Genomic DNA, 21753 nt, shown 5'->3' with positions numbered 1-21753 from the left:
CGGCCGCCAGGGAACGGACCGGACGACCGACTACGCTTGCGGGTGTGAGCGCCACGAAGGTCTTCGTCGCCCGCCTCGCCGGGTGCTCCGTCTTCGACCCCGCGGGCGATCGCGTCGGCAGGGTCCGGGACGTCCTCGTCGTCTACCGCCGGGCCGATCCCCCGCACGTCGTGGGGTTGATCGTCGAGGTCCCGGGCAAGCGCCGCATCTTCGTGAGCGTCGGCCGGATCACCTCGATCGGTGCCGGGCAGGTCATCACGACCGGGCTCGTCAACATGCGTCGGTTCGAGCAGCGCGGCGGCGAGGTGCGGGTGATCGCCGAGATGCTCGGACGCAAGGTGCTCATCACGAAGGACCGCATCCGCGCCACGATCGAGGACATCGCGATCGAGGACCGCGGCCAGGGCGACTGGGAGGTGTCGCAGCTCTTCCTCCGCAAGCCGAAGACCACGCCGTCGCCGTTCGGCAAGGGCCCGACGACGTTCGCCACGTGGAACGAGGTCACCGAGGACGAGCTCCCCGGCGAGTCGCAGTCCGCCGAGCACGTCATCGCCGCGTACTCCGACCTGGTGCCGGCCGACCTCGCGTCGACGCTGCTCGACCTGCCCGCTGAGCGCCGCTTCGAGGTGGCGGAGGAGCTCCCCGACGACCGGCTCGCCGACGTGCTCGAGGAGATGCCGGACGCCGAGCGGGTGGCGATCCTGTCCTCGCTCGAGGACGCCCGCGCCGCCGACGTCCTCGACCAGATGCAGCCCGACGACGCCGCCGACCTGCTCGCCGAGCTCTCCGACGAACGGAGCGAAGCGCTCCTGCAGCTCATGGAGCCGGAAGAGGCGCAGGACGTCCGCATGCTGCTCGAGTACGAGCCGGACACCGCCGGTGGCCTGATGACGACCGAGCCGGTGATCGTCTCCGCGGACGCCACCGTCGCCGAGGGCCTGGCCTTGATCCGGCGGCACGAGCTCGCGCCGGCCCTCGGTGCGAGCGTCTGCGTCACGCTGCCGCCCTACGAGCCGCCCACCGGCCGGTTCCTCGGGCTCGTGCACTTCCAGCGCATGCTCCGCTACCCGCCGAACGAGCGCCTCGGCACGCTCATCGACCAGCAGACCGAGCCGGTCCGCGTCGACGCCAGCGCCGCCGAGGTCACGCGCGTGATGGCGACCTACAACCTGGTGTCCGTCCCCGTGGTCGACGACGCCCACCGTCTGGTCGGGGTGGTGACGATCGACGACGTGCTCGACCACGTCCTGCCGGACGACTGGCGAAGTCAGGGCGACGGTGACACCGCACGCCCCCGCACCAAGAGCCGTAGGACCCCCGTGAGCGCGGGGAGGAGGACCACACGTGGCACGAACGGATGAGAACACCCGGCTCGACTCCCCCAAGGGCATGCGCACGCGCGTCCTGCCGACTCGTCGACGCTCGGGTCGTGGTGACGCGTTCGGTCGCGCCACCGAGGGCATCGCACGCGCCATGGGAACGCCCTGGTTCCTGGTCGGTCTGACCCTGTTCTGCGTCGTCTGGATGGCGTGGAACGTCTTCACCCCCCGGCAGCTGCAGTTCGACTCCGCCGCGATCGGCTTCACGGCGCTGACGCTCGTGCTCTCGCTGCAGGCCTCGTACGCGGCGCCGCTCATCCTGCTCGCGCAGAACCGGCAGGACGACCGCGACCGCGTGCAGTTCGAGCAGGACCGGCAGCGTGCCGAGCGGAACCTGGCGGACACCGAGTACCTCGCCCGCGAGGTCGTCGCGCTCCGCCTGGCGATGCGGGACATGGCGTCGAAGGACTTCATCCGTGCAGAGCTGCGCTCGCTGCTCGAGGAACTCGACCGTCGCGACGCGATCGACGACGGCGACCCGGAGCGCGCGGTGGACGTCCGTGGCTGACGCCACGCACCCGGAGGACGACGCGGCGCTCGGCGCGCGGGTCCTCGCTGCGCTCGACCGCGTCATCGACCCGGAGATCCGCCGGCCCGTCACGGAGCTCGACATGATCCGTGGTGTCGACGTCCAGCCGGGAGGCTCGGTGCGCGTCGACCTGCAGCTCACGATCGTCGGGTGCCCGGCCGCCGACACGATCGAGCGCGACGTGCGCTCGGCCGCCGGTTCCGTGGACGGGGTGTCCGCGGTGTCGGTGGACGTCTCGGTGATGGACCCGGCCGTCCGCGCGGCGCTGACGGCGCGGCTCCGCGCAGGCCGGCCGAAGGGCGTGCAGTTCACCCCGGACTCGCTCACGCGGGTCATCGCGGTGACGAGCGGCAAGGGCGGCGTCGGCAAGTCCACGGTCACGGTGAACCTCGCCGTCGCCCTCGCCCGTCGCGGGCTCCGGGTCGGCATCGTCGACGTCGACGTGCACGGGTTCAGCGTCCCCGGGCTGATGGGACTGACGGACGAGCACGGGGTCGCGCCGCGCCCGACGCGGGTGGACAGCATGATCCTGCCGCCGGTCGCCCACGACGTGAAGGTCGTGTCGATCGGGATGTTCGTCGACGACGCCTCCACCGCGGTGTCCTGGCGCGGACCGATGCTGCACCGCACCGTGAACCAGTTCCTCACCGACGTGTGGTTCGGCGACCTCGACGTGCTGCTCCTCGACATGCCGCCCGGCACCGGCGACGTGGCGATCTCGGTCGGGCAGCTGCTCCCGCACGCGGAGGTCCTGGTCGTCACCACCCCGCAGGCCGCTGCGGCCGACGTCGCCGAGCGCAGCGGGACCGTGGCACGGCAGACCGGGCAGCGGGTCATCGGCGTCGTGGAGAACATGGCCGGGCTCGTGCAGCCCGACGGCAGCGTGCTGCACCTCTTCGGCGAGGGCGGCGGTGCGGAGACCGCGGCCCGGCTGTCCCGCGGGCAGGACTCCCCCGTGCCGGTGCTCGGCAGCGTGCCGTTGTCGGTGCCGCTCCGGCAGGGCGGCGACGTCGGCGAGCCCGTCGTGCTCGCGGACCCGACCGACCCGGCAGCGCTCGCACTCACGGGCATCGCGGACCGCATCGTGGCGCTCGGCCGCGGGCTCTCCGGCCGGAAGCTGGGGCTCTCGCTGTCCTGAGCGAGACGCTCCGGTTCACGCTTCCTGTACGTCCCCTCATGGACGTGCGCTGTTGTCGAGAGCAATATGCAGGGACATTCCACAATGCTCCTGCGGAATCAGGGCGCAGGAGCTCCACCGTGCCGACATCGACGTCGGCCGAAGAACTGGAGCACTCAGGTGAACAGGAACACCAGGATCCGGATCGGCGTCATCGGCGCCATGACAGCGGCGGTCGTCGGGGGAACGCTCGCGGCCGTCCCGGCCACCGCGGCGACCACCACCGCCTGCGCGACCGCGTGGGCGTCGGGGACCGCCTACACCGGCGGGACCACCGTCAGCGAGAACGGCACCAACTACACCGCGAACTGGTGGACGCAGGGCGACGACCCCGCGACGCACTCCGGTGCGACGGGCAGCGGGCAGCCGTGGACCTCGGCCGGTGCCTGCACCGGCGGGGGCACCGGCGGCGGCGGGACGGGCGGCGGGACCACGACGCCCGGCAACGGCAGCACCGGGACCGCGAGCGGGCTGGTGTTCAGCCCGTACAAGGACGTCACCGTGAACCTCGACTGGAACACCAACGTGATGAACACCGCGGTGACCGGTACGCGGATCCCGGTCGTCGGCTCGTCCAACAGCCTCGTCTCGACGAAGGAACCCGGCCTCAAGGCCATCACGCTCGCCTTCGCCACCGGCACCTGCGGCAGCGAGAACTGGGGCGGGGTCGCCGCGGACGCCTTCGCGAGCGCCAACATCCCGAAGCTCGACGCCGCCGGGGTGAACTACATCGTGAGCACCGGCGGAGCGGCCGGTTCGTTCAAGTGCTCCGGCACCGCGCTCCAGAGCTTCATCGCCCGGTACGCCAGCCCGCACATGATCGGCGTCGACTTCGACATCGAGAGCGGCCAGTCCGCGGCCGACGTGCAGAACCTCGTCAGCGCCGCCGCACTCGCGCAGGCGAAGTACCCGGGCCTGCGCTTCTCCTTCACGCTGGCGACGCTCGCCGCATCGGACGGCAGCTTCGGCGGGCTCAACAGCACCGGGGACGCCACCGTGAAGGCGATCAAGGCGTCCACGCTGACGAACTACACGGTCAACCTCATGACGATGGACTTCGGCCGTGCCACCACCGCGAACTGCGTGGTCGTCGGGTCCGCGTGCGAGATGGGGCAGTCCACGATCCAGGCGGTGACGAACCTGCAGCACACCTACGGGATCGCGGCGTCGAAGATCGAGGTCACGCCGATGCTCGGCGTGAACGACGCCTCGGACGAGGTCTTCACCCTCGCCGACGCCGACACCGTGTCCTCGTACGCGAAGGCGCACGGCCTCGCCGGGGTGCACACGTGGTCCCTCGACCGCGACACCCCCTGCGCCACCCCGACGAGCACCGCGTCCGCCACGTGCAGCTCGGTCGCCGGGACGGCCGCCCTCGCCTGGACCGACCGGTTCCTGGCCGACCTGCGGTAGACGGGACCGCTGAACGACGGGAGGCCCGGTGCCAGCTGGCACCGGGCCTCCCGTCCGTCGTCCTGGCCGCGTACCGGGCCGGAACGCGTCGCTCCTAGGTGGACTCGGCGTCGTACGGGGCCTGCTCGCCTGCGGCGAGCGGCACCACCGGCGCTGGCGCCCGCACCTTCGAGGCGGTGACCTGCACGGTCTCGGCCGCACCCGCCCCGGTCGCGGAGTCGAGCAGCGCGTCGCGGATGATCCGGCGCGGGTCGTACTGGCGGGGATCGAGCTTCTGCCAGTCGACGTCGTCGAAGTCCGGCCCCATCTCCTCGCGCATCCGGTCCTTCGCGGTGTCCGCGAACCGTCGGACGGCCTTGACGAACTCGGCGAGTTTCTGGGCGTACATGGGCAGACGCTGCGGGCCGAGCAGGAGCACGGCAATGATCCCGATGATCAGGATCTTGTCGAGCGGGATGTTCACGGAGCGAGCCTAACCCGAACCACCCGTGCTGCGCCCTAGAGTTGTCGACCGAGGAGTGTGCGTGTCAGAGAAAGAGTCGAACTGGAAGTTCGCGGAGGACATCGTCTCCGAGTCCGAGGTGATCGCTCGCGCCCGTGAGCACTCCCTGGAGCTCGGTGTCGAGGCGATCTCGCCGGCTATCGGCGCGCAGATCGGTGTCGTCGCGGCAGCCTCCCGCGCCACGGCGATCATCGAGATCGGGACCGGCCTCGGCGTGTCCGGGCTCTACCTGCTCGGCGGCGCCCCGAAGGCCACGCTCACCACGATCGACATCGAGGTGGACCACCAGCAGTACGCCCGTGACGCGTACATCGCCGCGGGGACGGCGCCGTCGCGCGTGCGACTCATCCCCGGGCGCGCGAACCAGGTGCTCCCGCGCATGAACGAGGCGTCCTACGACGTGGTCCTCGTCGACGCCGACCCCGAGCACGTCATCGAGTACGTCGAGCACGGGCTGCGGCTCGCGCGGCTCGGCGGGACGGTCCTGGTGCCGCACGCCCTGTGGCGCGGCCGCGTGGCGGACCCGGTGAAGCGGGACCGGGCGACGACCGACTTCCGGCTGCTCCTGACCGAGGTCTCGACCTCCGGCGCCGTCATCAGCGCGCTGTCCCCGGCCGGCGACGGGCTGCTGCAGATGACGAAGGTCACGAACTAGTCCGCTCCGAGGTGGCGCAGGTAGCGCTCCGGGGACTCCAGGAACGACCGCTGGTTCCGCACCAGGTCGAGGTCCGCCCAGGTGCTCTGGCGGAGCCCCCACTCCCCCACCTCGTGGATGGTGGCCCCGGGGAACGCCGCGAGCACGGGCGAGTGCGTCGAGAGGACGACCTGCCCGAGGCCGTCGTCGACGATCGCCTGCAGCAGGCCGATCAGGGCGAGGCACCCCTGGAACGACAGCGCCGACTCGGGTTCGTCGAGGATCCAGAGCCCCGGCCACTGCGACCGGTCGATCACGAAGTCGAGGAACGACTCGCCGTGGCTGCGCTCGTGGAACACCGGCTCAGGGCGTGCGGACGGGTGTTCCTCGAGGTAGGTGAAGAAACCATGCATGGTCTCGGCGCGGAGGAAGAACCCGCCGCGCGGTGCCCCGGCCTCGCGGTGCAGGGCGAGGTGCTCCCACAGCTGCGACTCGCTCGGTCGGGTGCTGTGGCCCGAGTTCGTCGAGCCGCCCTCCGGGCTCATCCCGAAGGCGAGCGCGATCGCTTCGACCAGGGTGGACTTGCCGGCGCCGTTCTCGCCGACGAACACCGTCACGGTGTCCAGGTCGATCCCCTCGTCGAGGAGCTGCCGGACCGGGGCGAGCATCGACGGCCAGACGTCGCGGGGCATCGGGTCGGCCGCGTACTCCTCGACGCGGCGGACGGGGCGGCGGGATCGTGGCACGGGCCCATCATGCCGAGCACCGCCGACAGCGACGCCGTGGACGACAGCGACGCCGTGGACGACAGCGGCACCCGGACGACAGCAGGCCCGGGACGAGTGTCCCGGGCCTGCTGGCTGGTGCCTGTTGTGGTGCGTCGACGAACTAGGCCGAGACGACCTCGGCGAGTGCGTCGTGGAGTTCCTTCGCCTCGGCATCGTTGACCGAGACGACAAGGCGGCCTCCACCTTCGAGCGGAACCCGCACGATGATGAGTCGACCCTCCTTAACAGCCTCCATCGGCCCGTCACCGGTCCTCGGCTTCATGGCTGCCATCAGATGTCCCCTTTCGTGCAGTACATGCACCCCCATTATCCCGTACCAGGGGGCGAACTGCGAAACCGCCCAGGTTGGGGGGTGCGGATCCCGCCGTCTTCGCGGCTCCCGTTCCTAGTCTGTGGACGTGCCGACCGTTCCCTCCACGCGCCGTCCGAGCCCGCCGGACCCCCTCGTCGACCCCGTCGGCGACGCCGTCCCGGCCGGGCTCCGCATCGCCAGCGCGTTCTCCTGGCGCCTGCTCATCGTCGCCGCGGCCCTCGCCGTGGTGATCGCCCTGGTGGTGGTGCTGCAGGACATCATCGTGCCGTTCCTCATCGCGCTGCTGCTCTGCGCGCTGCTCGCGCCGATGTCGTCGTTCCTGCAGCGGCACCGGTGGCCGAAGTGGACCGCAGTGCTCTCGAGCCTGGTGTCGGTCGCGCTGGCGATCGGTGCGCTCGCCCTCGTCGTCACGGCGCAGATCCGGTACGACCTGCCGTCGCTCGAACGACGCCTGCACCACAGCGTCCGGTCACTGCAGACGCTGCTCGACAGCGAGCCGTTCGGCATCACGGTGAAGGACGTCAACGGGTGGGTCTCGGACGGCTTCGACTACCTGCAGGCGCACGTCTCGTCGATCCTGTCCGGGTTCCAGGCCGCCGGCACCGGAGCGGTGCACGTGCTCCAGGGCCTGTTCATCGTCGTCTTCACGACCATCTTCGTCCTCATCGACGGCCGACGGATCTGGACCTGGGTGCTGCGGCTCTTCCCGCGGCGGGCCCGGCCCCGGATCGGCGTCGCGGGCGAAGCCGGCTGGCACACCCTGACCAGCTTCATCCGCGTCCAGCTCGTCGTGGCGATCACCGACGCGCTCGGCGTGGTGATCGGCGCGCTGATCCTGCAGGTCCCGCTCGCGATCCCGATCGGCGTGGTGGTGTTCCTCGGCGCGTTCGTCCCCGTCGTCGGCGCGATCGTGGCCGGGAGCGTCGCGGTGCTCATCGCGCTCGTGTTCAACGGCTGGGTGCCGGCACTGTTCATGCTCGGCATCGTCGTGCTCGTGCAGCAGCTCGAGAGCCACGTCCTGCACCCGTTCCTCACCGGCAGTGCCGTCAAGGTGCACCCGCTCGGTGTCGCCCTCGGCGTGGTCGCCGGCACCACGATCGCCGGCGTGGTCGGGGCGTTCTTCGCCGTGCCCTTCATCGCGACGGTGAACGCGATGGTGGTCGCCGCGGCGAACTGGGGACCGGACGAGCCACCGCCCGTGCCGTCAGCGGACGCCGAACCGGACGCGGACGCGGATGCCGATCACGGCGGGGTCCAGTCGTAGCCGTCGACCCACCAGCAGTAGTACATCCACACCCACTGCAGCACCACGCAGAGCACCACCACGAGCACCCGGTAGACGCGTGAGCGGGGCAGCGCCACGATCCCGAGGAGCGGCGCGATCGGCAGCAGGATGCGCCACGTGCTCGACTGCGGGAAGAACACCGCGAGCAGGTACACGAGGTACGCGACCGCCCACAGCCGGAGCTCCAGGCCGATCCGGCGCGCGGGCGGCATGGACACGAACGCCGCGAGGCCGACCAGCACCACCACGAGCAGCACCACCCCGGCCGGCTGCCGGAACCACCACCCGAACCCCTGGATCCACGGGGCGAAGGGCACCAGGTCCTTCCACCCGATGTACGACGACCGCCACGCGAGCTCGGTGTCCGTGTACGCCCGGGGGACGCCGGTGACCGCCCACGCGACGGCCGGCCAGGCCAACCCCACCAGCCCGGACACGACCGCCACGACGGCCGGTGCGACGAGCTGCCGGACGCTGCGGAGCGGTGCGAGCCGGACCCACGCGGGCCGGACGACCCACGTCCCGACGAACAGCAGCATCAGCAGGGCGAACGCCAGACCGGTCGGCCGGGTCATGCCGAGCAGCAGCACGACGGGCAGCATCGTCCAGAAGCGTCGTTCGACCAGGAGCAGCAGCGCGACGAGCAGCAGGAACAGCCCCATCGACTCGGCGTACGCGACCTGGAACATCACCGAGAGCGGGGCGACGCAGAGCAGCACCGTGGCGAACGTCGCGCGGGACGGGTCGAGGAAGCGCCCCATCAGCCGCCGGAACACCAGCGCCGACCCCCAGCCGAAGAGCAGGGACACCGAGATCGCCACGAGCTCGAACGACGCCCCGGTGAGCGTCATCAGGGCCCGGACCAGGAACGGGTACGCCGGCATGAACGCCCACGCGTTCTCCGTCACGTGTCCGGCGCTGTCGATCGGCAGCGTCGACGGGTACCCGCTCGTCGCGATCACGCGGTACCAGGCGCCGTCCCAGATGGACGCGAACGACAGGTAGTGCGGGTGCTGGAGCGTGAACGAGTTCGCCGACTGGATGCTCGCGAACGACATGAGCAGCGCGCCCGTGACGATCCGCGCGAGCACGTAGACGACGGTGATGCGCAGCCACCACGGGACCACCCGGTAGCGCGCACGCCACCACACGGCCGCGGCGCGGGGACGGCGCACCGGCACGGCGCCCGTGTCCCGCGACGAACCGGTCGTCAGGCCGTCAGCCACCGACGCAGACCGTCCTCCACCGCGGTGATCTGCGCCACCGGGACCTGCTCGTCGTCGTGGTGGGCGAACACCGGCTCACCCGGGCCGTAGTTCACGGCGGGGACGCCGAGCGCCGAGAACCGGGCGACGTCGGTCCAGCCGTACTTCGGGCGCGGGGCCGGACCGCCGACAGCGGCCACGAAGTCCTGGGCGAGCGGCGCGTCGAGCCCGGGGCGCGCCCCGGCGGCCAGGTCGACGATGTCCACCTGGTACCCGTCGAAGAGCTCGCGGATGTGCGCGACGGCCTCGTCGGCGGAGCGGGACGGCGCGAACCGGTAGTTCACGTGCACCATCACCTCGTCGGGGATGACGTTGCCGGCGATCCCGCCGGTGATGCCCACGGCGTTGAGGCCCTCGCGGTACTCGAGCCCGTCGACCTCGACGGTGCGGGGCTCGTACGCAGCCAGGGTGGCGAGGACCGCCGCCGCCTTGTGGATCGCGTTGTCGCCGATCCAGCTCCGGGCGCTGTGCGAGCGCTTGCCGTACGCACGGATCTCCGCACGCAGGTTCCCGTTGCAGCCGCCCTCGATCTGGGCGCCGGAGGGCTCCCCGAGGATGGCGAAGTCACCGGCGAGGAGCTCGGGGCGGGTGCGGGCAAGGCGACCGAGGCCGTTCAGCGCGTCGGACACTTCCTCGTGGTCGTACCAGACCCACGTGACGTCGACCGAGGGGTCGGTGAGGTCGTACGCGAGCTTGAGCTGCACGGCGCACCCGGCCTTCATGTCGACGGTGCCGCGGCCCCACAGGATCTCGGTGCCGTCCTCGGCGGTGCGGAACTCGGTCGGCAGGTTCGCGTTCAGCGGCACGGTGTCGATGTGCCCGGCGATGACGACGCGACGGTCACGGCCGAGGTTGGTCCGTGCGACGATCGCGTCGCCGTCGCGGATCACCTCGAGGTGCGGCAGCGGCGCGAGCACCGCCTCGATCGCGTCGGCGAGGGCCTTCTCGTTGCCCGACACCGACTCGATGTCGCAGATGGCACGGGTGATGTCGATGGACGAGGCGGTGAGGTCGAGCGGCTCCGGCATGCCGGAAGCCTACCGGCCGACGTCCGCCGAAACCCGGGCGCACCCGTCGCTACCCTGGAACCGTGACCGAGACGACCGAACAGACCACCTCCGCGTGGGGCCACGGCCTCGCGACCGTCGCCTCCGACGGCACCGAACTCGACACCTGGTTCCCGGAGACGCACCTCGGCGCGCTGCCCGCGGACGCGGTGTTCCCGCTCGAGCTCCAGGAGCACATCGGTGAGGACCCCCGCCGCGGGGTCCGGATCGAAGCCGTGACGGTGGAGATCGACATCGACGCGGCCCCGGCGAGCACCCCGGACGCCTACCTCCGCCTGCACCTGCTGAGCCACCTGCACGTGCGGCCGAACACGATCAACCTCGACGGTGTCTTCGGCCACCTGCCGATCGTCGCGTGGACGAACGCCGGCCCGGTCCTCCCCGCCGACCTGACCCGTCTGCGCCCGTCGCTGCAGCGCGCGGGCATCGCGGTGCACGCGATCGACAAGTTCCCGCGCCTGGTCGACTACGTCGTCCCGGACCGCGTGCGCATCGGCGACGCCAACCGCGTCCGGCTCGGGGCGCACCTCGCTCCGGGCACCACCGTCATGCACGAGGGCTTCGTGAACTTCAACGCCGGCACGCTCGGTGACGCGATGATCGAGGGCCGTGTCTCGCAGGGCGTCGTCGTGGGCAACGGCACCGACATCGGCGGCGGCGCGTCCATCATGGGCACCCTTTCCGGCGGCGGGACGCACCGGGTGTCCCTCGGCGAACGCGCGCTCCTCGGTGCGAACGCGGGCCTCGGTATCTCGCTCGGCGATGACTCCGTCATCGAGGCGGGCCTCTACGTCACCGCCGGCACGAAGGTCGTGCTCGTCGGTGCGGCGCCGAACCCGGACGGCACCCCGAGGACGGTGAAGGCCGCCGAGCTGTCCGGTGCCCCGAACGTGCTGTTCCGCCGGAACAGCCTCACGGGGGCCGTCGAGGCACTGCAGCGCAAGGGCGACGGCATCCAGCTCAACACCGCGCTCCACGCGTAGGAGCGGTGCGCGCCGTCGCCGCACAACCAAAGCCGGCCCGCACCACGGACATCCGTGGTGCGGGCCGGTTTGCGTTGTGCCGTGCCGATCGGCGCCGCGTGGCGCGCGCCGCAGCGCGGAGCGTCAGCGCTCGGGCAGGTCCCGCTTCGGCGAGCCGACGTAGAGCTGCTGCGGGCGCCCGATCTTGTTGAGCGGGTCGTTGTTGAGCTCGCGCCACTGCGCGATCCAGCCCGGCAGCCGCCCGATCGCGAACAGCACGGTGAACATCCGCGGCGGGAAGCCCATCGCCTTGTAGATGATGCCCGTGTAGAAGTCGACGTTCGGGTACAGCTTGCGGTCGATGAAGTACTGGTCGCTCAGCGCGATCTCCTCGAGCTCGCGGGCGATGTCGAGCAGGTCGTCCTGCACGCCCAGGGACTCGAGGACCTCGTCGGCGGACTCCTTGACGAGCTTCGCGCGGGGGTCGTAGTTCTTGTAGACGCGGTGCCCGAAGCCCATCAGCTTCACCCCGCGCTCCTTGTTCTTCACGCGCTCGACGAACCGCTGCACGGGCTCGCCGGAGTCCTTGATCTGCTGGAGCATCTCGAGCACGGCCTCGTTCGCGCCACCGTGCAGCGGCCCGTACAGGGCGTTGATGCCGGCGGAGATCGACGCGAACATGTTCGCCTTCGTCGACCCGACCAGGCGGACGGTGGCCGTCGAGGCGTTCTGCTCGTGGTCCTCGTGCAGGATGAGCAGGCGGTCGAGCGCCTTGGAGAGCACCGGGTTCGGCGCGTAGGTCTCGGCCATCGTGCCGAAGTTGAGCCGGAGGAAGTTGTCGACGAACGACAGCGAGTTGTCCGGGTACAGGAACGCCTGGCCGATGGACTTCTTGTGGGCGTAGGCCGCGATCACGGGGAGCTTCGCGAGGAGCCGGACCGTCTGCAGCTCGACCTTCTCCGGGTCGTCGACGTCCATGTCGTCCTCGTAGTACGTCGACAGGGCGCTGACGGCACTGGAGAGGACGGACATCGGGTGCGCCGAGTGCGGGAGGGCGTCGAACAGGCGACGGAGGTCCTCGTGCAGCAACGTGTGCCGGCGGATCCGGGCGTCGAAGTCGGCGAGCTCGGCGTCGTTCGGCAGCTCGCCGTAGATCAGGAGCCAGGCGACCTCGAGGAAGGTGCAGTTCGAGGCGACCTGGTCGATCGGGTACCCGCGGTAGCGCAGGATGCCCTGGTCGCCGTCGATGTAGGTGATCGCGCTCTTGGTGGAACCGGTGTTCACGAAGCCGTAGTCGAGCGTGTTCATCCCGGTCTGCTTCTTGAACGTCGAGATGTCCATCGTGGACGCGCCGTCGACGCTCGGGAGGATCGGGAACTCCGCCTGGCCGCCCGGGTACGTCAGCGTCGCGGTCTCCGTTGCCTGCTCGGCTTCGGGACTCACGGGGACGGGCGTCGTTGGCGGTGTGGCCGTCGTCTGAGCGTCATTGGCAGTGTCAGTCACACCACCAGCCTAATCGCGCCGTCTGTCGCTCGTGCACACCCAGGTCCCACGAACTTCGTGGGAGTCACGACTAGCGGTCGACCGGTTCGCTGGTCGGTGCCGGACGGGGTTCAGGCCGATGCGAGACGACGGCCGCTGGTCAGGCGCTGTGCGGCGGCCGCGATCCGCTCGTCGGTGGCGGTGAGGGCGATCCGGACGTGCTGCCCGCCGGCCGCGCCGTAGAAGGTCCCGGGGGCGACGAGGATGCCGCGGTCGGCGAGCCACGCCACCGTGTCGAGCGCGGGCTCGCCGCGGGTCGCCCAGAGGTAGAGCCCAGCTTCGCTGTGGTCGACGCGGAACCCGGCACCCTCGAGCGCACGACGGAGCATGCCGCGACGGGCACGGTACAGCGCCTTCTGCTGCTGCACGTGGGCCGTGTCCGCCAGCGCCACGATCATCGCGTGCTGGACCGGCAGCGGCGGCATCATGCCGGTGTGCTTCCGTACCGCGAGCACCTCGGCGAGGACCGCGGCGTCACCCGCGACGAACGCCGCCCGGTAGCCGGCCAGGTTCGACTGCTTCGAGAGCGAGTACACGCTGAGCACACCGTCGACGGAGTCCCCGACGACGCGGGGGTCCAGGATGGTCGGGGTCGGCGTGACGTCGTAGGGGGGTTCCCACCCGAGTTCGGCGTAGCACTCGTCGCCGACGATGACCGCGCCGAGTTCCCGGGCGCGGGCGACGGCCACGCGGAGCTCGTCGACGGTGAGCACCCGGCCGTCCGGGTTGCCCGGGGAGTTCAGCCAGACGAGCTTCGTGCCGACGGGCCAGGCCGCCGGGTCGTCCGAGGCCAGCGCGGTGGCCCCGACGAGTGCCGCGCCGAGCTCGTACGTCGGGTACGCCGCGGCGGGGAACACGACGGTGTCCCCGCGGCCGATGCCGAGCCAGAGCGCGAGCCCGGCGATGAACTCCTTCGAGCCGATCGTCGGCAGCGTCTGGTCCTCGGTGAGCTGCACGCCGTGCCGACGGCCGTACCAGTCGGCGATCGCCTGGCGGAGCGCCGGGGTGCCGGCGACCTGCGGGTAGGCGTGCGCGTCGGTGGCCTCGGCGAGGGCCGTCCGCACGAGCACGGGCGTCGGGTCGACCGGCGAGCCGACGCTGAGGTCGACGATGCCGCCCTCGTACTCGGCTGCGCGCTGCTTGAACGGGACGAGCTGGTCCCAGGGGAAGTCGGGGAGGTCGAGGGCCACGTGCGTGTCCGGCTCAGCCGCGCGGCGGTTCGGCCGCGACGACCGGGTGGTCCTTGTGGATCACACCGACCTTCGCCGCGCCGCCGGGCGAACCGACCTCGTCGAAGAACTCGACGTTGGCCTTGTAGTAGTCGGCCCACTGGTCCGGGAGGTCGTCCTCGTAGTAGATCGCCTCGACCGGGCAGACCGGTTCGCACGCACCGCAGTCCACGCATTCATCCGGGTGGATGTAGAGCGAGCGGTCACCCTCGTAGATGCAGTCCACGGGGCATTCGTCGATGCACGCGCGGTCCTTGACGTCGACACAGGGCTGGGCGATCACGTAGGTCACGGTCGGGGTGCTCCCTTCGGAAACGAGCGGTTCGAGTCTACTCGCGAGCCGTGGACGACCCTGACCGCACCCCGGACAGGTCCGGCCACGCGAGCGCGAGCATCGCGACGATCGCCGGTCCGAAGGTCCACACGTACCCGGCGGCGTTCGCGAGCACGAGCGGTGAGCTCTGCCCGCCGACGGACACCAGGACCTGGGTGGCGACGATCACCCCGATGCCGACGGCCGCGACCATCGCGCGGGACCGGTAGAGCAGCCGGACGCCGACGACCAGGCCGATCACGATCAGGGTGGTGAGGACGATGCCGATCGGGAACGCGCCGAGCGTCTGCTGGTGGGTGATCGTGCCGAGGCCGCCGGCGAGGAGCCCGACGGCCAGGGCGACCACGACCGCGGTGCCCTTGCCGGCGGGGGTCATCTCGGCGTAGGTCTCCGGAGCGGGTGCGGCAGGCGGGTCGTCGTGCCGGAACGCCTCGGTCGCCGCCGCGTGCTGCCGGACGCCGTGCGGCATCACCCACGACAGCGCGGTCGGGTCGGCGGGGTCCACCGGGTCGACGGTGACCTGCGACCGGTACTGCTCGATCGCCGCGCGGACCTTGGCGCGCACGGGCACGACGTCGACCGTGACGTCGGCTTCGCCGGAGTCCGGGTCGACGATCATCGAGAACGGCACGTCCTCGGCCTTCGCGGCGTACCGCGCGGCGTTGTGGACACGGACGTGGTCCGGGTGCCCGTAGCCGCCGTCGTCCGCGTAGCTGATCACCGCGTCGGCGCGGGTGGACCGGATCGCGGCACGGACGTCGTCGACGACCTCGCCGAGGTCGGCCATCGTGAGCGAGTCTGCGGGCGCGTCGTCCGCGGCGACGGCACGGCCGTCCGGGCCCCACTGCATGCCGGAGTCGGAGTAGCGCCGCTCGGGCAGGTCGGTCGGGCGGGCGCCGGGTCCGCCGAGCCACAGGTGCGCCGGTCCCCCGAGCGCGGCGAGGGCGGCCGCGATCTCGGTCTCGCGGTGGGCCGCCACGCGGGGTCCGTCGCCGAACAGCGGCGCGAGCGCCGGCGTGAGCATCTCGCCGCGCTCACCGCGGGTGGCCGTGAGGACGGTCACCTCGGCGCCGAGCTCGAGGAGCGTCGCGATGGTCCCACCGGACGACAGGGTCTCGTCGTCGGGGTGGGCGTGCACGATGAGGACACGCTCTGGGCGCGTCGCGGAGGCCTTCGACATCGCCCCCAAGGGTACGGGACTACCGCGTGGTGACGATGTACGTCGCCGTCGCCCCGGTGTCCGATCCCGAGAAGGTCAGCACCACGCGGTGGTCGTCGCTGCGGAAGATCCCGAACGCGCTCGACGAGTCCGCGCGCTTCGCCGACTCGGTGAACCCGGCGTCGGTGAGCTGCTGCGCCGCGGTCGCGAAGTCGTCCACCGAACCCGCCCGCACCTGCACCACCCATCCCGACCCGTTCGGACCGGAGCCACCGCCGAGGACGGTGCCGTCCACCAGCGGCACGGCCGACGTCGGGAACCCGTCCGGCACCGCCCCGTCCGAGGTGATGTCCGCGCCCTTGAGCGCCGTGTCGAGCGCCCCGTCGATGCCCCCGGCGATGCTCGACATGCCCTCGGTGATCGCCGAGCCGTCGATGCCCTTGACGCTCTCGCTGACGTCCGACGCCACCGACGACCCGAGGTCCGTCGCCTGCTTGACGGCGTCCGAGGAGCAGCCGGTGAGACCGGCCAGGGCGATGCCCGCCGCCACGGCGGCGATGAGCGGATGACGGAGTGCGCTGCGCATGCGGTGACCATAACCAACCACCCGGGAGGCTCGGCGCGAGTTCCCTGGGAGTCTCACCTGCCTGCCGGGACCGACCAGGGCCTCCAGGCCGTCAGCGCAGGTAGGCGCGCGCCGCCGCGACGAGCGCGTCGACGCCGACGGGGATCGCCGTCTCCGCCTGCGGCGCGTAGAACGGCGAGTGGTTGCTCGGGATCTCCTCGCCCCGGCGGAAGAGCTCCGGGTCGGTGATGCCGGTGAACCAGTAGACGATCGGCACGCCCGCCGCGGTGGCGAGCTGGCCGACGTCCTCCGACGCCATCGCGAGGCCGGACTCCAGGTCGACGGCCTTCGGCACCGCTGCGGCGACCGCCTCGAGCACGCGCGCGGCGTTCTCCGGGTCGTTCACCAGCACGTCGGCACCCGGCCAGCGCTCGATCGTCGGCTCGGGCAGTCCCCCGGCGTCACTCTCGGCGCGCACGATGCGCTCGATCGAGGCGATGATCCGGTTGCGCGTGTCCTCGTTGCGGGCGCGGGTGGAGATCTCGATGACCGCCTTGTCCGGGATGATGTTCGCCCGGGTGCCGGCGTGGAAGCTGCCGATGGTGACGACGCCAGCGTCGCTCGGGGAGACCTCCCGCGAGACGATCGTCTGCAGCCGGACCACCGCCGACGCCGCCGTGACGACGGGGTCGAGCGATGCCTGCGGGGCCGAACCGTGGGCGCCGCGACCGTTGAACGTGACCGTGAACCGGTCGCTCGAGGCCATCACCGGTCCGGATCCGACCGCGACCATGCCGACCGGCGCCGGTGCCGAGTGCTGGCCGAGGACGATCTCGGGCGTCGGGAACCGGTCGACCAGGCCGTCCTCGACCATCGCGCGGGCGCCGGAGATGACCTCTTCCGCGGGCTGGAACACGGCGACGACGGTGCCCGTCCACTCTTCGCGGGTCGCCACGAGCCGCTCCAGCGTGCCGAGCAGCCACGTGACGTGGATGTCGTGACCGCAGGCGTGCATGGTCGGGACGTCCGTGCCGGTCTCGTCGGTGCCGCGGTGGGTGCTGGCGTAGGGCAGCCCCGTGCGCTCCTCCACCGGCAGGCCGTCCATGTCGGCGCGCAGCCAGATCACCGGGCCGTCACCGTTGCTGAGCACCCCGACGACACCGGTGCCGCCGACGCCCTCGGTGACGTCGATGCCACCGAGCTCGTGCAGCTTCGCGGTGACGACACCGGCGGTGCGGTGCTCCTGGAAACCGAGTTCCGGGTGGGCGTGGAGGTCCTGGTACAGCGAGAGGAGGTCGAGGGTCACGGCATCCACCGTATCCCTCGACCTCCTCGGTGCGAACTCCGTGCGGGGTTACGCGTCCTGACGCTTCAGGCGGGCGTACGCGCGCTGGCGTGCCTGCGCGTCGAGCTCGACCTTGCGGATGCGCACGGCGTCGGGGGTGACCTCGACGCACTCGTCCTCGCGCGCGAACTCCAGGCACTCCTCGAGGGAGAGCTGGCGCGACGGCGTCATCGACTCGAAGGAGTCGGCGTTCGCCGAACGCATGTTCGTGAGCTTCTTCTCCTTGGTGATGTTCACGTCCATGTCGTCGGCGCGCGAGTTCTCGCCGATGACCATGCCCTCGTAGACCTCTTCGGTCGGGTTGACGAAGAACGTCATCCGCTCCTGCAGGTTCGTGATGGCGAACGGCGTGACCACACCGGAACGGTCGGAGACGATCGAGCCGTTGATGCGGGTCTGGATCGGGCCGGCCCACTCGTCGTAGCCGTGCGAGATCGCGTTGGCGATGCCGGTGCCGCGGGTCTCCGTGAGGAACGACGTGCGGAAGCCGATCAGGCCGCGCGACGGGACGATGAACTCCATGCGCACCCAGCCGGTGCCGTGGTTCGTCATGTTCTCCATGCGGCCCTTGCGGGCGGCCATGAGCTGCGTGATCGCGCCGAGGTACTCCTCCGGCGTGTCGATCGTCATGTGCTCGTAGGGCTCCTGGAGCTTGCCGTTCTCGTCACGCTTGGTGACGACCTGCGGCTTGCCCACGGTGAGCTCGAAGCCCTCGCGGCGCATCTGCTCGACCAGGATGGCGAGTGCGAGCTCACCACGGCCCTGGACCTCCCACGCGTCGGGGCGGCCGATGTCGAGGACCTTGAGCGAGACGTTGCCGACGAGCTCGCGGTCGAGGCGCTCCTTGACCATGCGGGCGGTCAGCTTGTGGCCCTTGACCTTGCCGACGAGCGGGCTGGTGTTCGTGCCGATCGTCATCGAGATCGCCGGGTCGTCGACCGTGATGGTCGGCAGCGGACGGACGTCCTCCGGGTCGGTCAGGGTCTCGCCGATGGTGATCGTGTCGAAGCCGGCGACGGCGACGATGTCACCGGGGCCAGCCGACTCGGCCGGGTAGCGGTCGAGCGCCTTCGTGATGAGGAGCTCGGTGATGCGGGCGTTGACGACGGTGCCGTCGTGCTTGACCCACGCGACCGTCTGGCCCTTCTTCATGGTGCCGTGGAAGATGCGGAGCAGCGCCAGGCGACCGAGGAACGGCGAGGCGTCGAGGTTCGTGACGTGCGCCTGCAGCGGGTGCTCGTCGTCGTACTTCGGGGCCGGGACGTGCTGCAGGATCGCCTCGAAGAGCGGCTCGAGGTCGTCGTTGTCGGGCAGTTCGCCGTCGTTCGGCTTGTTGCGCGACGCGGCGCCGTTGCGGCCCGAGGCGTAGACCACCGGGACGTCGAGGATCGCGTCGAGGTCGAGGTCGTCGACCTCGTCCGACAGGTCGGACGCGAGACCGAGCAGCAGGTCCTGGGACTCGGAGACGACCTCGTCGATGCGGGAGTCGGGGCGGTCCGTCTTGTTGACGAGCAGGATCACCGGGAGCTTGGCGGCGAGCGCCTTGCGGAGCACGAAGCGGGTCTGGGGCAGCGGGCCCTCGGACGCGTCTACGAGCAGCACGACACCGTCGACCATGGAGAGGCCGCGCTCCACCTCGCCACCGAAGTCGGCGTGGCCGGGGGTGTCGATCACGTTGATGGTGATGGGGCCGTCCGCGCCGAACTCGGTCGCGTGCTTGCCGTTGTAGAGCACCGACGTGTTCTTCGCGAGGATCGTGATGCCCTTCTCGCGCTCGAGGTCGTTCGAGTCCATCATCCGGTCTTCGCCCTCGAAGTGGGCGTCGAACGAGTTGGTCTGCGTGAGCATCGCGTCGACGAGGGTGGTCTTGCCGTGGTCGACGTGTGCCACGATGGCGACGTTGCGCAGGTCGGACCGGGTGGCGAGCGCCATACAGGACATCCTTCAATTTCTGGGAGAGTGTCGGGCCAGCTGGTGATCGACCCTGTTGGTCGATCGGCACCGCACCCGTGGGCAGAACGCCCGACACGCCAGTCTACCGGTAGTTCGCAACCGACAGGAGTACTGCAGATGAGCCGACGGCGAACGTGGATCGAGATCACGATCGTCCTGATGCTCTCGCTCGGCGGGAGCGCGCTGTACTCGGTGCTGCAGATCATCGACGACCTGTCGCAGACGACCCCGCTCGGACAGCAGTCCACGGCGCTGAACTCGTCGACGACCACCGTGCAGTACGTCGACCTCGCGCGGCAGCTCGTCGGCATCGCGGTGGACCTGGCCCCGGTGGCGCTGGTCTGCTACCTGCTCTGGTCGACCACCCGCCCGCACCTGGAGCGGCTCGGCATCGACCGGTTCCGCGTGAAGCCGGACCTCGGCGGGCCGGTCCTCATCGCGCTGTGCATCGGGATCCCCGGCCTGGCGCTGTACTTCACGGGCCGCGCGCTCGGGTTCACCGTGAACGTGAACCCGGCGGCGCTCGACTCCTACTGGTGGACGATCCCGGTGCTGCTGCTCTCGGCGGTCCGGTCCGGGCTGCAGGAAGAGGTGATCGTCGTCGGGTACCTGTACGCCCGGCTCGGCGAGATCGGGTGGGGCCGGTGGCAGGTCATCCTGTCCACCGCGGTGCTGCGCGGGAGCTACCACCTCTACCAGGGCTTCGGCGCGTTCGTCGGGAACGCCGTGATGGGCATCGCGTTCGGGTGGATCTACACGAAGTGGGGACGCCTGATGCCCCTGATCGTGACGCACTGCCTGCTCGACGCCGCCGTGTTCGTCGGCTACCCGTGGGTGGCGCACGCGTTCCCGCAGCTCTTCTCCTGATCGCCGCGACCCACAGCCCGCGCACAGCGCGGCGAGGGCCGCCTCTCCTCCCCCGGCCCTACCGTGAGCACATGAGCATCCCCGCGGTCGGCGATCCGGCACCGAGGTTCACCCTGCCCGGCATGATCGTCCGCGACGGGGTGCGTACCGACGGCGAGTACGCCACCGACTCCGCGATCGGCCGAACGCTCGTGCTCGCCTTCTACCCGGGCGACGCCACCCCGGTGTGCACGGCCCAGCTCTGCAGCTACCAGGAGGAACTCGACGACTTCGGCGACCTCGGCGCCGTCGTGTGGGGCATCAGCCCGCAGGCACTCGACTCGCACGAGGCCTTCGCCCGCGGCTCGTCACTGACCTTCCCGCTGCTGAGCGACGCGTCCGGCACCGTGATCCGCGACCACGGGCTGAACGTCCCGGGCATCGGGCTCCGGCGGTCCGTGTTCGTGATCGGCCCGGACGGCATCGTGCGGTGGCGGCACGTCGGACTCGTCGGACTGCGGTTCCCGAAGGCCGACGCGATCCGCGAACAGATCGAGTTGCTCGTCGGGTAGGTACGTACGCATCTTTTTCCGGGGAACTCGGCGTGTCGATTGTCGTTTTTTCTTCGCTTGGGGTATTGACTCTCGACCGGGAGTCCTGGACCCTGTGGGTACGAGAGAACCGTGATGGATCGGCCTCCCCGGGAAATCGGGTCGTCAGCTGGTACGCGCCAGGCGTTTCACGTCCGCTCAGCCGACGTTCCCGGGGAGGCACTCGCACTCCTGCGGGTCGCGCACCCGCCACGCTCGCACGGCGCGCACCTGCGCTCTCCTACGATTGAGCCCATGCGCGACGCCCCCACGCCCGAACCCGCTCGGATCGTCGCCCCCGGAATGCGGACCCTCGCCGTCGTGCTGTGGGTCGTCGCGGTCGTGCTGCTCGTCCTGGGGTTCGTCGGCCGTGGGGACACCTCGGCGTGGCTCGTCCCCGTGCCGAGCGTGTTCATCGCGTTCGTCGCCTGGGCCGTCCTCTGGCGTCCCCGCCTCGAGCTCACTCCCGAGGCGCTCGTCGTCGTCGACGTCCGGCGGACCTCCACCTACGCCTGGCCGCGGGTCACCGGGGTGCGGACGACCTACGGTCTCGAGGTCCAGTCGAACGAACCCGACCGGCGCACGTGGATCGCGCCGCGGCCGACGGCACGCCTGCGCGTCGACCGGCCGGGAGGCTCGGTGCCGGTGAGCGTCGACGCCGCGGCCGCCGAGGTGCTCGCCTTCGTCCCCGAGGCCGTCCCGCAGGACGGCCCGCCGCCGGCGACGGTGGCACGGCAGCCGATCACGCACCGGGTGCACGGCTGGTCGGTCCTCGCGATGATCGTCCTCGGCATCGCGGCGTCGCTCGCCGCCGCCCGCCTCTGAGCATCACGCTCGCACGGGAAAGTCGTCCTCGCACCGGAAAGCCGAATCGCG

At 70.9% G+C, this 21753-nt stretch carries 22 protein-coding genes; 10 read left to right on the top strand and 12 right to left on the bottom strand.

The features are described 5' to 3' along the window. Nucleotides 1-44 precede the first annotated feature (44 nt). From ACIPJY_RS16095 to ACIPJY_RS16080, 4 genes are all read left to right on the top strand, one after another. Nucleotides 45-1361 (top strand): magnesium transporter MgtE N-terminal domain-containing protein, encoded by a 1317-nt coding sequence (locus ACIPJY_RS16095; protein ID WP_400465739.1) that lies wholly within the window; start codon nt 45-47, stop codon nt 1359-1361. Next, nucleotides 1345-1887 (top strand): DUF1003 domain-containing protein, encoded by a 543-nt coding sequence (locus tag ACIPJY_RS16090; protein ID WP_400465736.1) that lies wholly within the window; start codon nt 1345-1347, stop codon nt 1885-1887. The genes ACIPJY_RS16095 and ACIPJY_RS16090 overlap by 17 nt, the downstream gene beginning before the upstream one ends. After that, complete coding sequence (locus ACIPJY_RS16085; RefSeq protein ID WP_400465733.1) at nt 1880-3046, top strand: Mrp/NBP35 family ATP-binding protein; 1167 nt, start codon at nt 1880-1882, stop codon at nt 3044-3046. Before ACIPJY_RS16090 ends, ACIPJY_RS16085 begins: the two co-directional genes overlap by 8 nt. Before the next feature lie 159 nt (nt 3047-3205). Continuing rightward, nucleotides 3206-4498 (top strand): carbohydrate-binding protein, encoded by a 1293-nt coding sequence (locus ACIPJY_RS16080; RefSeq protein ID WP_400465730.1) that lies wholly within the window; start codon nt 3206-3208, stop codon nt 4496-4498. A gap of 94 nt (nt 4499-4592) precedes the next feature. Here ACIPJY_RS16080 and ACIPJY_RS16075 read toward each other — a convergent pair whose 3' ends face one another. Continuing rightward, nucleotides 4593-4961 (bottom strand): twin-arginine translocase TatA/TatE family subunit, encoded by a 369-nt coding sequence (locus tag ACIPJY_RS16075; RefSeq protein WP_123654102.1) that lies wholly within the window; start codon nt 4959-4961, stop codon nt 4593-4595. A gap of 61 nt (nt 4962-5022) precedes the next feature. On the opposite strand from ACIPJY_RS16075, the gene ACIPJY_RS16070 reads away from it, so the two are divergent. Beyond that, nucleotides 5023-5655 (top strand): O-methyltransferase, encoded by a 633-nt coding sequence (locus ACIPJY_RS16070; RefSeq protein WP_123703493.1) that lies wholly within the window; start codon nt 5023-5025, stop codon nt 5653-5655. Here the strand turns inward: ACIPJY_RS16070 and ACIPJY_RS16065 are convergent. Both ACIPJY_RS16065 and ACIPJY_RS16060 read right to left on the bottom strand, forming a co-directional pair. Then, nucleotides 5652-6380, bottom strand: coding sequence for an AAA family ATPase (locus tag ACIPJY_RS16065; RefSeq protein ID WP_400465726.1), 729 nt, complete (start codon nt 6378-6380; stop codon nt 5652-5654). The genes ACIPJY_RS16070 and ACIPJY_RS16065 overlap by 4 nt on opposite strands. A 142-nt stretch (nt 6381-6522) precedes the next feature. Continuing rightward, a complete protein-coding gene (locus tag ACIPJY_RS16060; RefSeq protein ID WP_017887054.1) occupies nt 6523-6693 on the bottom strand; it encodes a DUF3117 domain-containing protein in 171 nt (56 codons plus the stop codon). Between the two features lie 127 nt (nt 6694-6820). On the opposite strand from ACIPJY_RS16060, the gene ACIPJY_RS16055 reads away from it, so the two are divergent. Next, on the top strand, nt 6821-7999 hold the full coding sequence (locus ACIPJY_RS16055) for an AI-2E family transporter (RefSeq protein ID WP_400465723.1): 1179 nt from the start codon (nt 6821-6823) through the stop codon (nt 7997-7999). On the opposite strand, the gene ACIPJY_RS16050 is transcribed toward ACIPJY_RS16055, so the two are convergent. Continuing rightward, the gene (locus ACIPJY_RS16050) at nt 7978-9246 is read right to left on the bottom strand and encodes a hypothetical protein (protein ID WP_400465721.1); all 1269 of its coding nucleotides are present in this window, start codon (nt 9244-9246) and stop codon (nt 7978-7980) included. The genes ACIPJY_RS16055 and ACIPJY_RS16050 overlap by 22 nt on opposite strands. Beyond that, the gene (gene dapE / locus ACIPJY_RS16045; protein ID WP_400465718.1) at nt 9231-10313 is read right to left on the bottom strand and encodes a succinyl-diaminopimelate desuccinylase; all 1083 of its coding nucleotides are present in this window, start codon (nt 10311-10313) and stop codon (nt 9231-9233) included. Before dapE ends, ACIPJY_RS16050 begins: the two co-directional genes overlap by 16 nt. Nucleotides 10314-10375: 62 nt before the next feature. Between dapE and dapD the strand changes: the two genes are divergently transcribed. Beyond that, entirely contained in the window at nt 10376-11335 is a 960-nt protein-coding gene (gene dapD, locus ACIPJY_RS16040) for a 2,3,4,5-tetrahydropyridine-2,6-dicarboxylate N-succinyltransferase (RefSeq protein ID WP_400465716.1), read from the top strand. 123 nt (nt 11336-11458) lie between these two features. Here the strand turns inward: dapD and ACIPJY_RS16035 are convergent, their stop codons facing one another. The 7 genes from ACIPJY_RS16035 to typA form a co-directional block, all read right to left on the bottom strand. Further along, nucleotides 11459-12757: a citrate synthase gene (locus ACIPJY_RS16035; RefSeq protein WP_400465714.1), complete on the bottom strand. Its 1299-nt coding sequence runs from the start codon at nt 12755-12757 to the stop codon at nt 11459-11461. Nucleotides 12758-12927: 170 nt separating this feature from the next. Next, entirely contained in the window at nt 12928-14046 is a 1119-nt protein-coding gene (dapC, locus tag ACIPJY_RS16030; protein ID WP_400465711.1) for a succinyldiaminopimelate transaminase, read from the bottom strand. A 13-nt stretch (nt 14047-14059) separates the two neighbouring features. Next, nucleotides 14060-14377, bottom strand: a complete 318-nt coding sequence (gene fdxA, locus ACIPJY_RS16025) for a ferredoxin (protein WP_123654110.1) — start codon at nt 14375-14377, stop codon at nt 14060-14062. A gap of 37 nt (nt 14378-14414) precedes the next feature. Continuing rightward, complete coding sequence (locus ACIPJY_RS16020; RefSeq protein ID WP_400465707.1) at nt 14415-15599, bottom strand: PIG-L family deacetylase; 1185 nt, start codon at nt 15597-15599, stop codon at nt 14415-14417. A 19-nt stretch (nt 15600-15618) separates the two neighbouring features. After that, nucleotides 15619-16164, bottom strand: coding sequence for a hypothetical protein (locus ACIPJY_RS16015; protein WP_400465704.1), 546 nt, complete (start codon nt 16162-16164; stop codon nt 15619-15621). A gap of 91 nt (nt 16165-16255) precedes the next feature. Next, nucleotides 16256-17449: an amidohydrolase gene (locus ACIPJY_RS16010; RefSeq protein ID WP_400465701.1), complete on the bottom strand. Its 1194-nt coding sequence runs from the start codon at nt 17447-17449 to the stop codon at nt 16256-16258. A gap of 48 nt (nt 17450-17497) precedes the next feature. Next, nucleotides 17498-19420, bottom strand: a complete 1923-nt coding sequence (typA, locus tag ACIPJY_RS16005) for a translational GTPase TypA (RefSeq protein WP_400465698.1) — start codon at nt 19418-19420, stop codon at nt 17498-17500. Between the two features lie 138 nt (nt 19421-19558). On the opposite strand from typA, the gene ACIPJY_RS16000 reads away from it, so the two are divergent. The 3 genes from ACIPJY_RS16000 to ACIPJY_RS15990 all read left to right on the top strand — a co-directional run bounded on the left by ACIPJY_RS16000 (nt 19559) and on the right by ACIPJY_RS15990 (nt 21702). Continuing rightward, nucleotides 19559-20308 (top strand): CPBP family intramembrane glutamic endopeptidase, encoded by a 750-nt coding sequence (locus ACIPJY_RS16000; RefSeq protein WP_400465695.1) that lies wholly within the window; start codon nt 19559-19561, stop codon nt 20306-20308. Between the two features lie 71 nt (nt 20309-20379). After that, nucleotides 20380-20859 (top strand): peroxiredoxin, encoded by a 480-nt coding sequence (locus ACIPJY_RS15995; protein WP_400465692.1) that lies wholly within the window; start codon nt 20380-20382, stop codon nt 20857-20859. A gap of 273 nt (nt 20860-21132) precedes the next feature. Then, nucleotides 21133-21702 carry a PH domain-containing protein gene (locus ACIPJY_RS15990; protein WP_400465689.1) on the top strand — a complete coding sequence of 190 codons (570 nt, stop codon included), beginning with the start codon at nt 21133-21135 and terminating at the stop codon, nt 21700-21702. Nucleotides 21703-21753 lie beyond the last annotated feature (51 nt).

This window comes from Curtobacterium sp. NPDC090223, assembly GCF_044746585.1.
In the GTDB taxonomy this organism is placed as follows: Bacteria; Actinomycetota; Actinomycetes; order Actinomycetales; family Microbacteriaceae; genus Curtobacterium.
This window is presented reverse-complemented; position numbering and strand designations above follow the sequence as displayed.

Excerpts from the sequence above, each read along its gene's own strand:
- ACIPJY_RS16060 (WP_017887054.1), bottom strand. The coding sequence starts at position 6,693 with ATGGCAGCCATGAAGCCGAGGACCGGTGACGGGCCGATGGAGGCTGTT.
- dapE (WP_400465718.1), bottom strand. The coding sequence starts at position 10,313 with ATGCCGGAGCCGCTCGACCTCACCGCCTCGTCCATCGACATCACCCGT.
- ACIPJY_RS16020 (WP_400465707.1), bottom strand. The coding sequence starts at position 15,599 with ATGTCGAAGGCCTCCGCGACGCGCCCAGAGCGTGTCCTCATCGTGCAC.
- ACIPJY_RS16015 (WP_400465704.1), bottom strand. The coding sequence starts at position 16,164 with ATGCGCAGCGCACTCCGTCATCCGCTCATCGCCGCCGTGGCGGCGGGC.
- typA (WP_400465698.1), bottom strand. The coding sequence starts at position 19,420 with ATGGCGCTCGCCACCCGGTCCGACCTGCGCAACGTCGCCATCGTGGCA.
- ACIPJY_RS16000 (WP_400465695.1), top strand. The coding sequence starts at position 19,559 with ATGAGCCGACGGCGAACGTGGATCGAGATCACGATCGTCCTGATGCTC.
- ACIPJY_RS15995 (WP_400465692.1), top strand. The coding sequence starts at position 20,380 with ATGAGCATCCCCGCGGTCGGCGATCCGGCACCGAGGTTCACCCTGCCC.
- ACIPJY_RS15990 (WP_400465689.1), top strand. The coding sequence starts at position 21,133 with ATGCGCGACGCCCCCACGCCCGAACCCGCTCGGATCGTCGCCCCCGGA.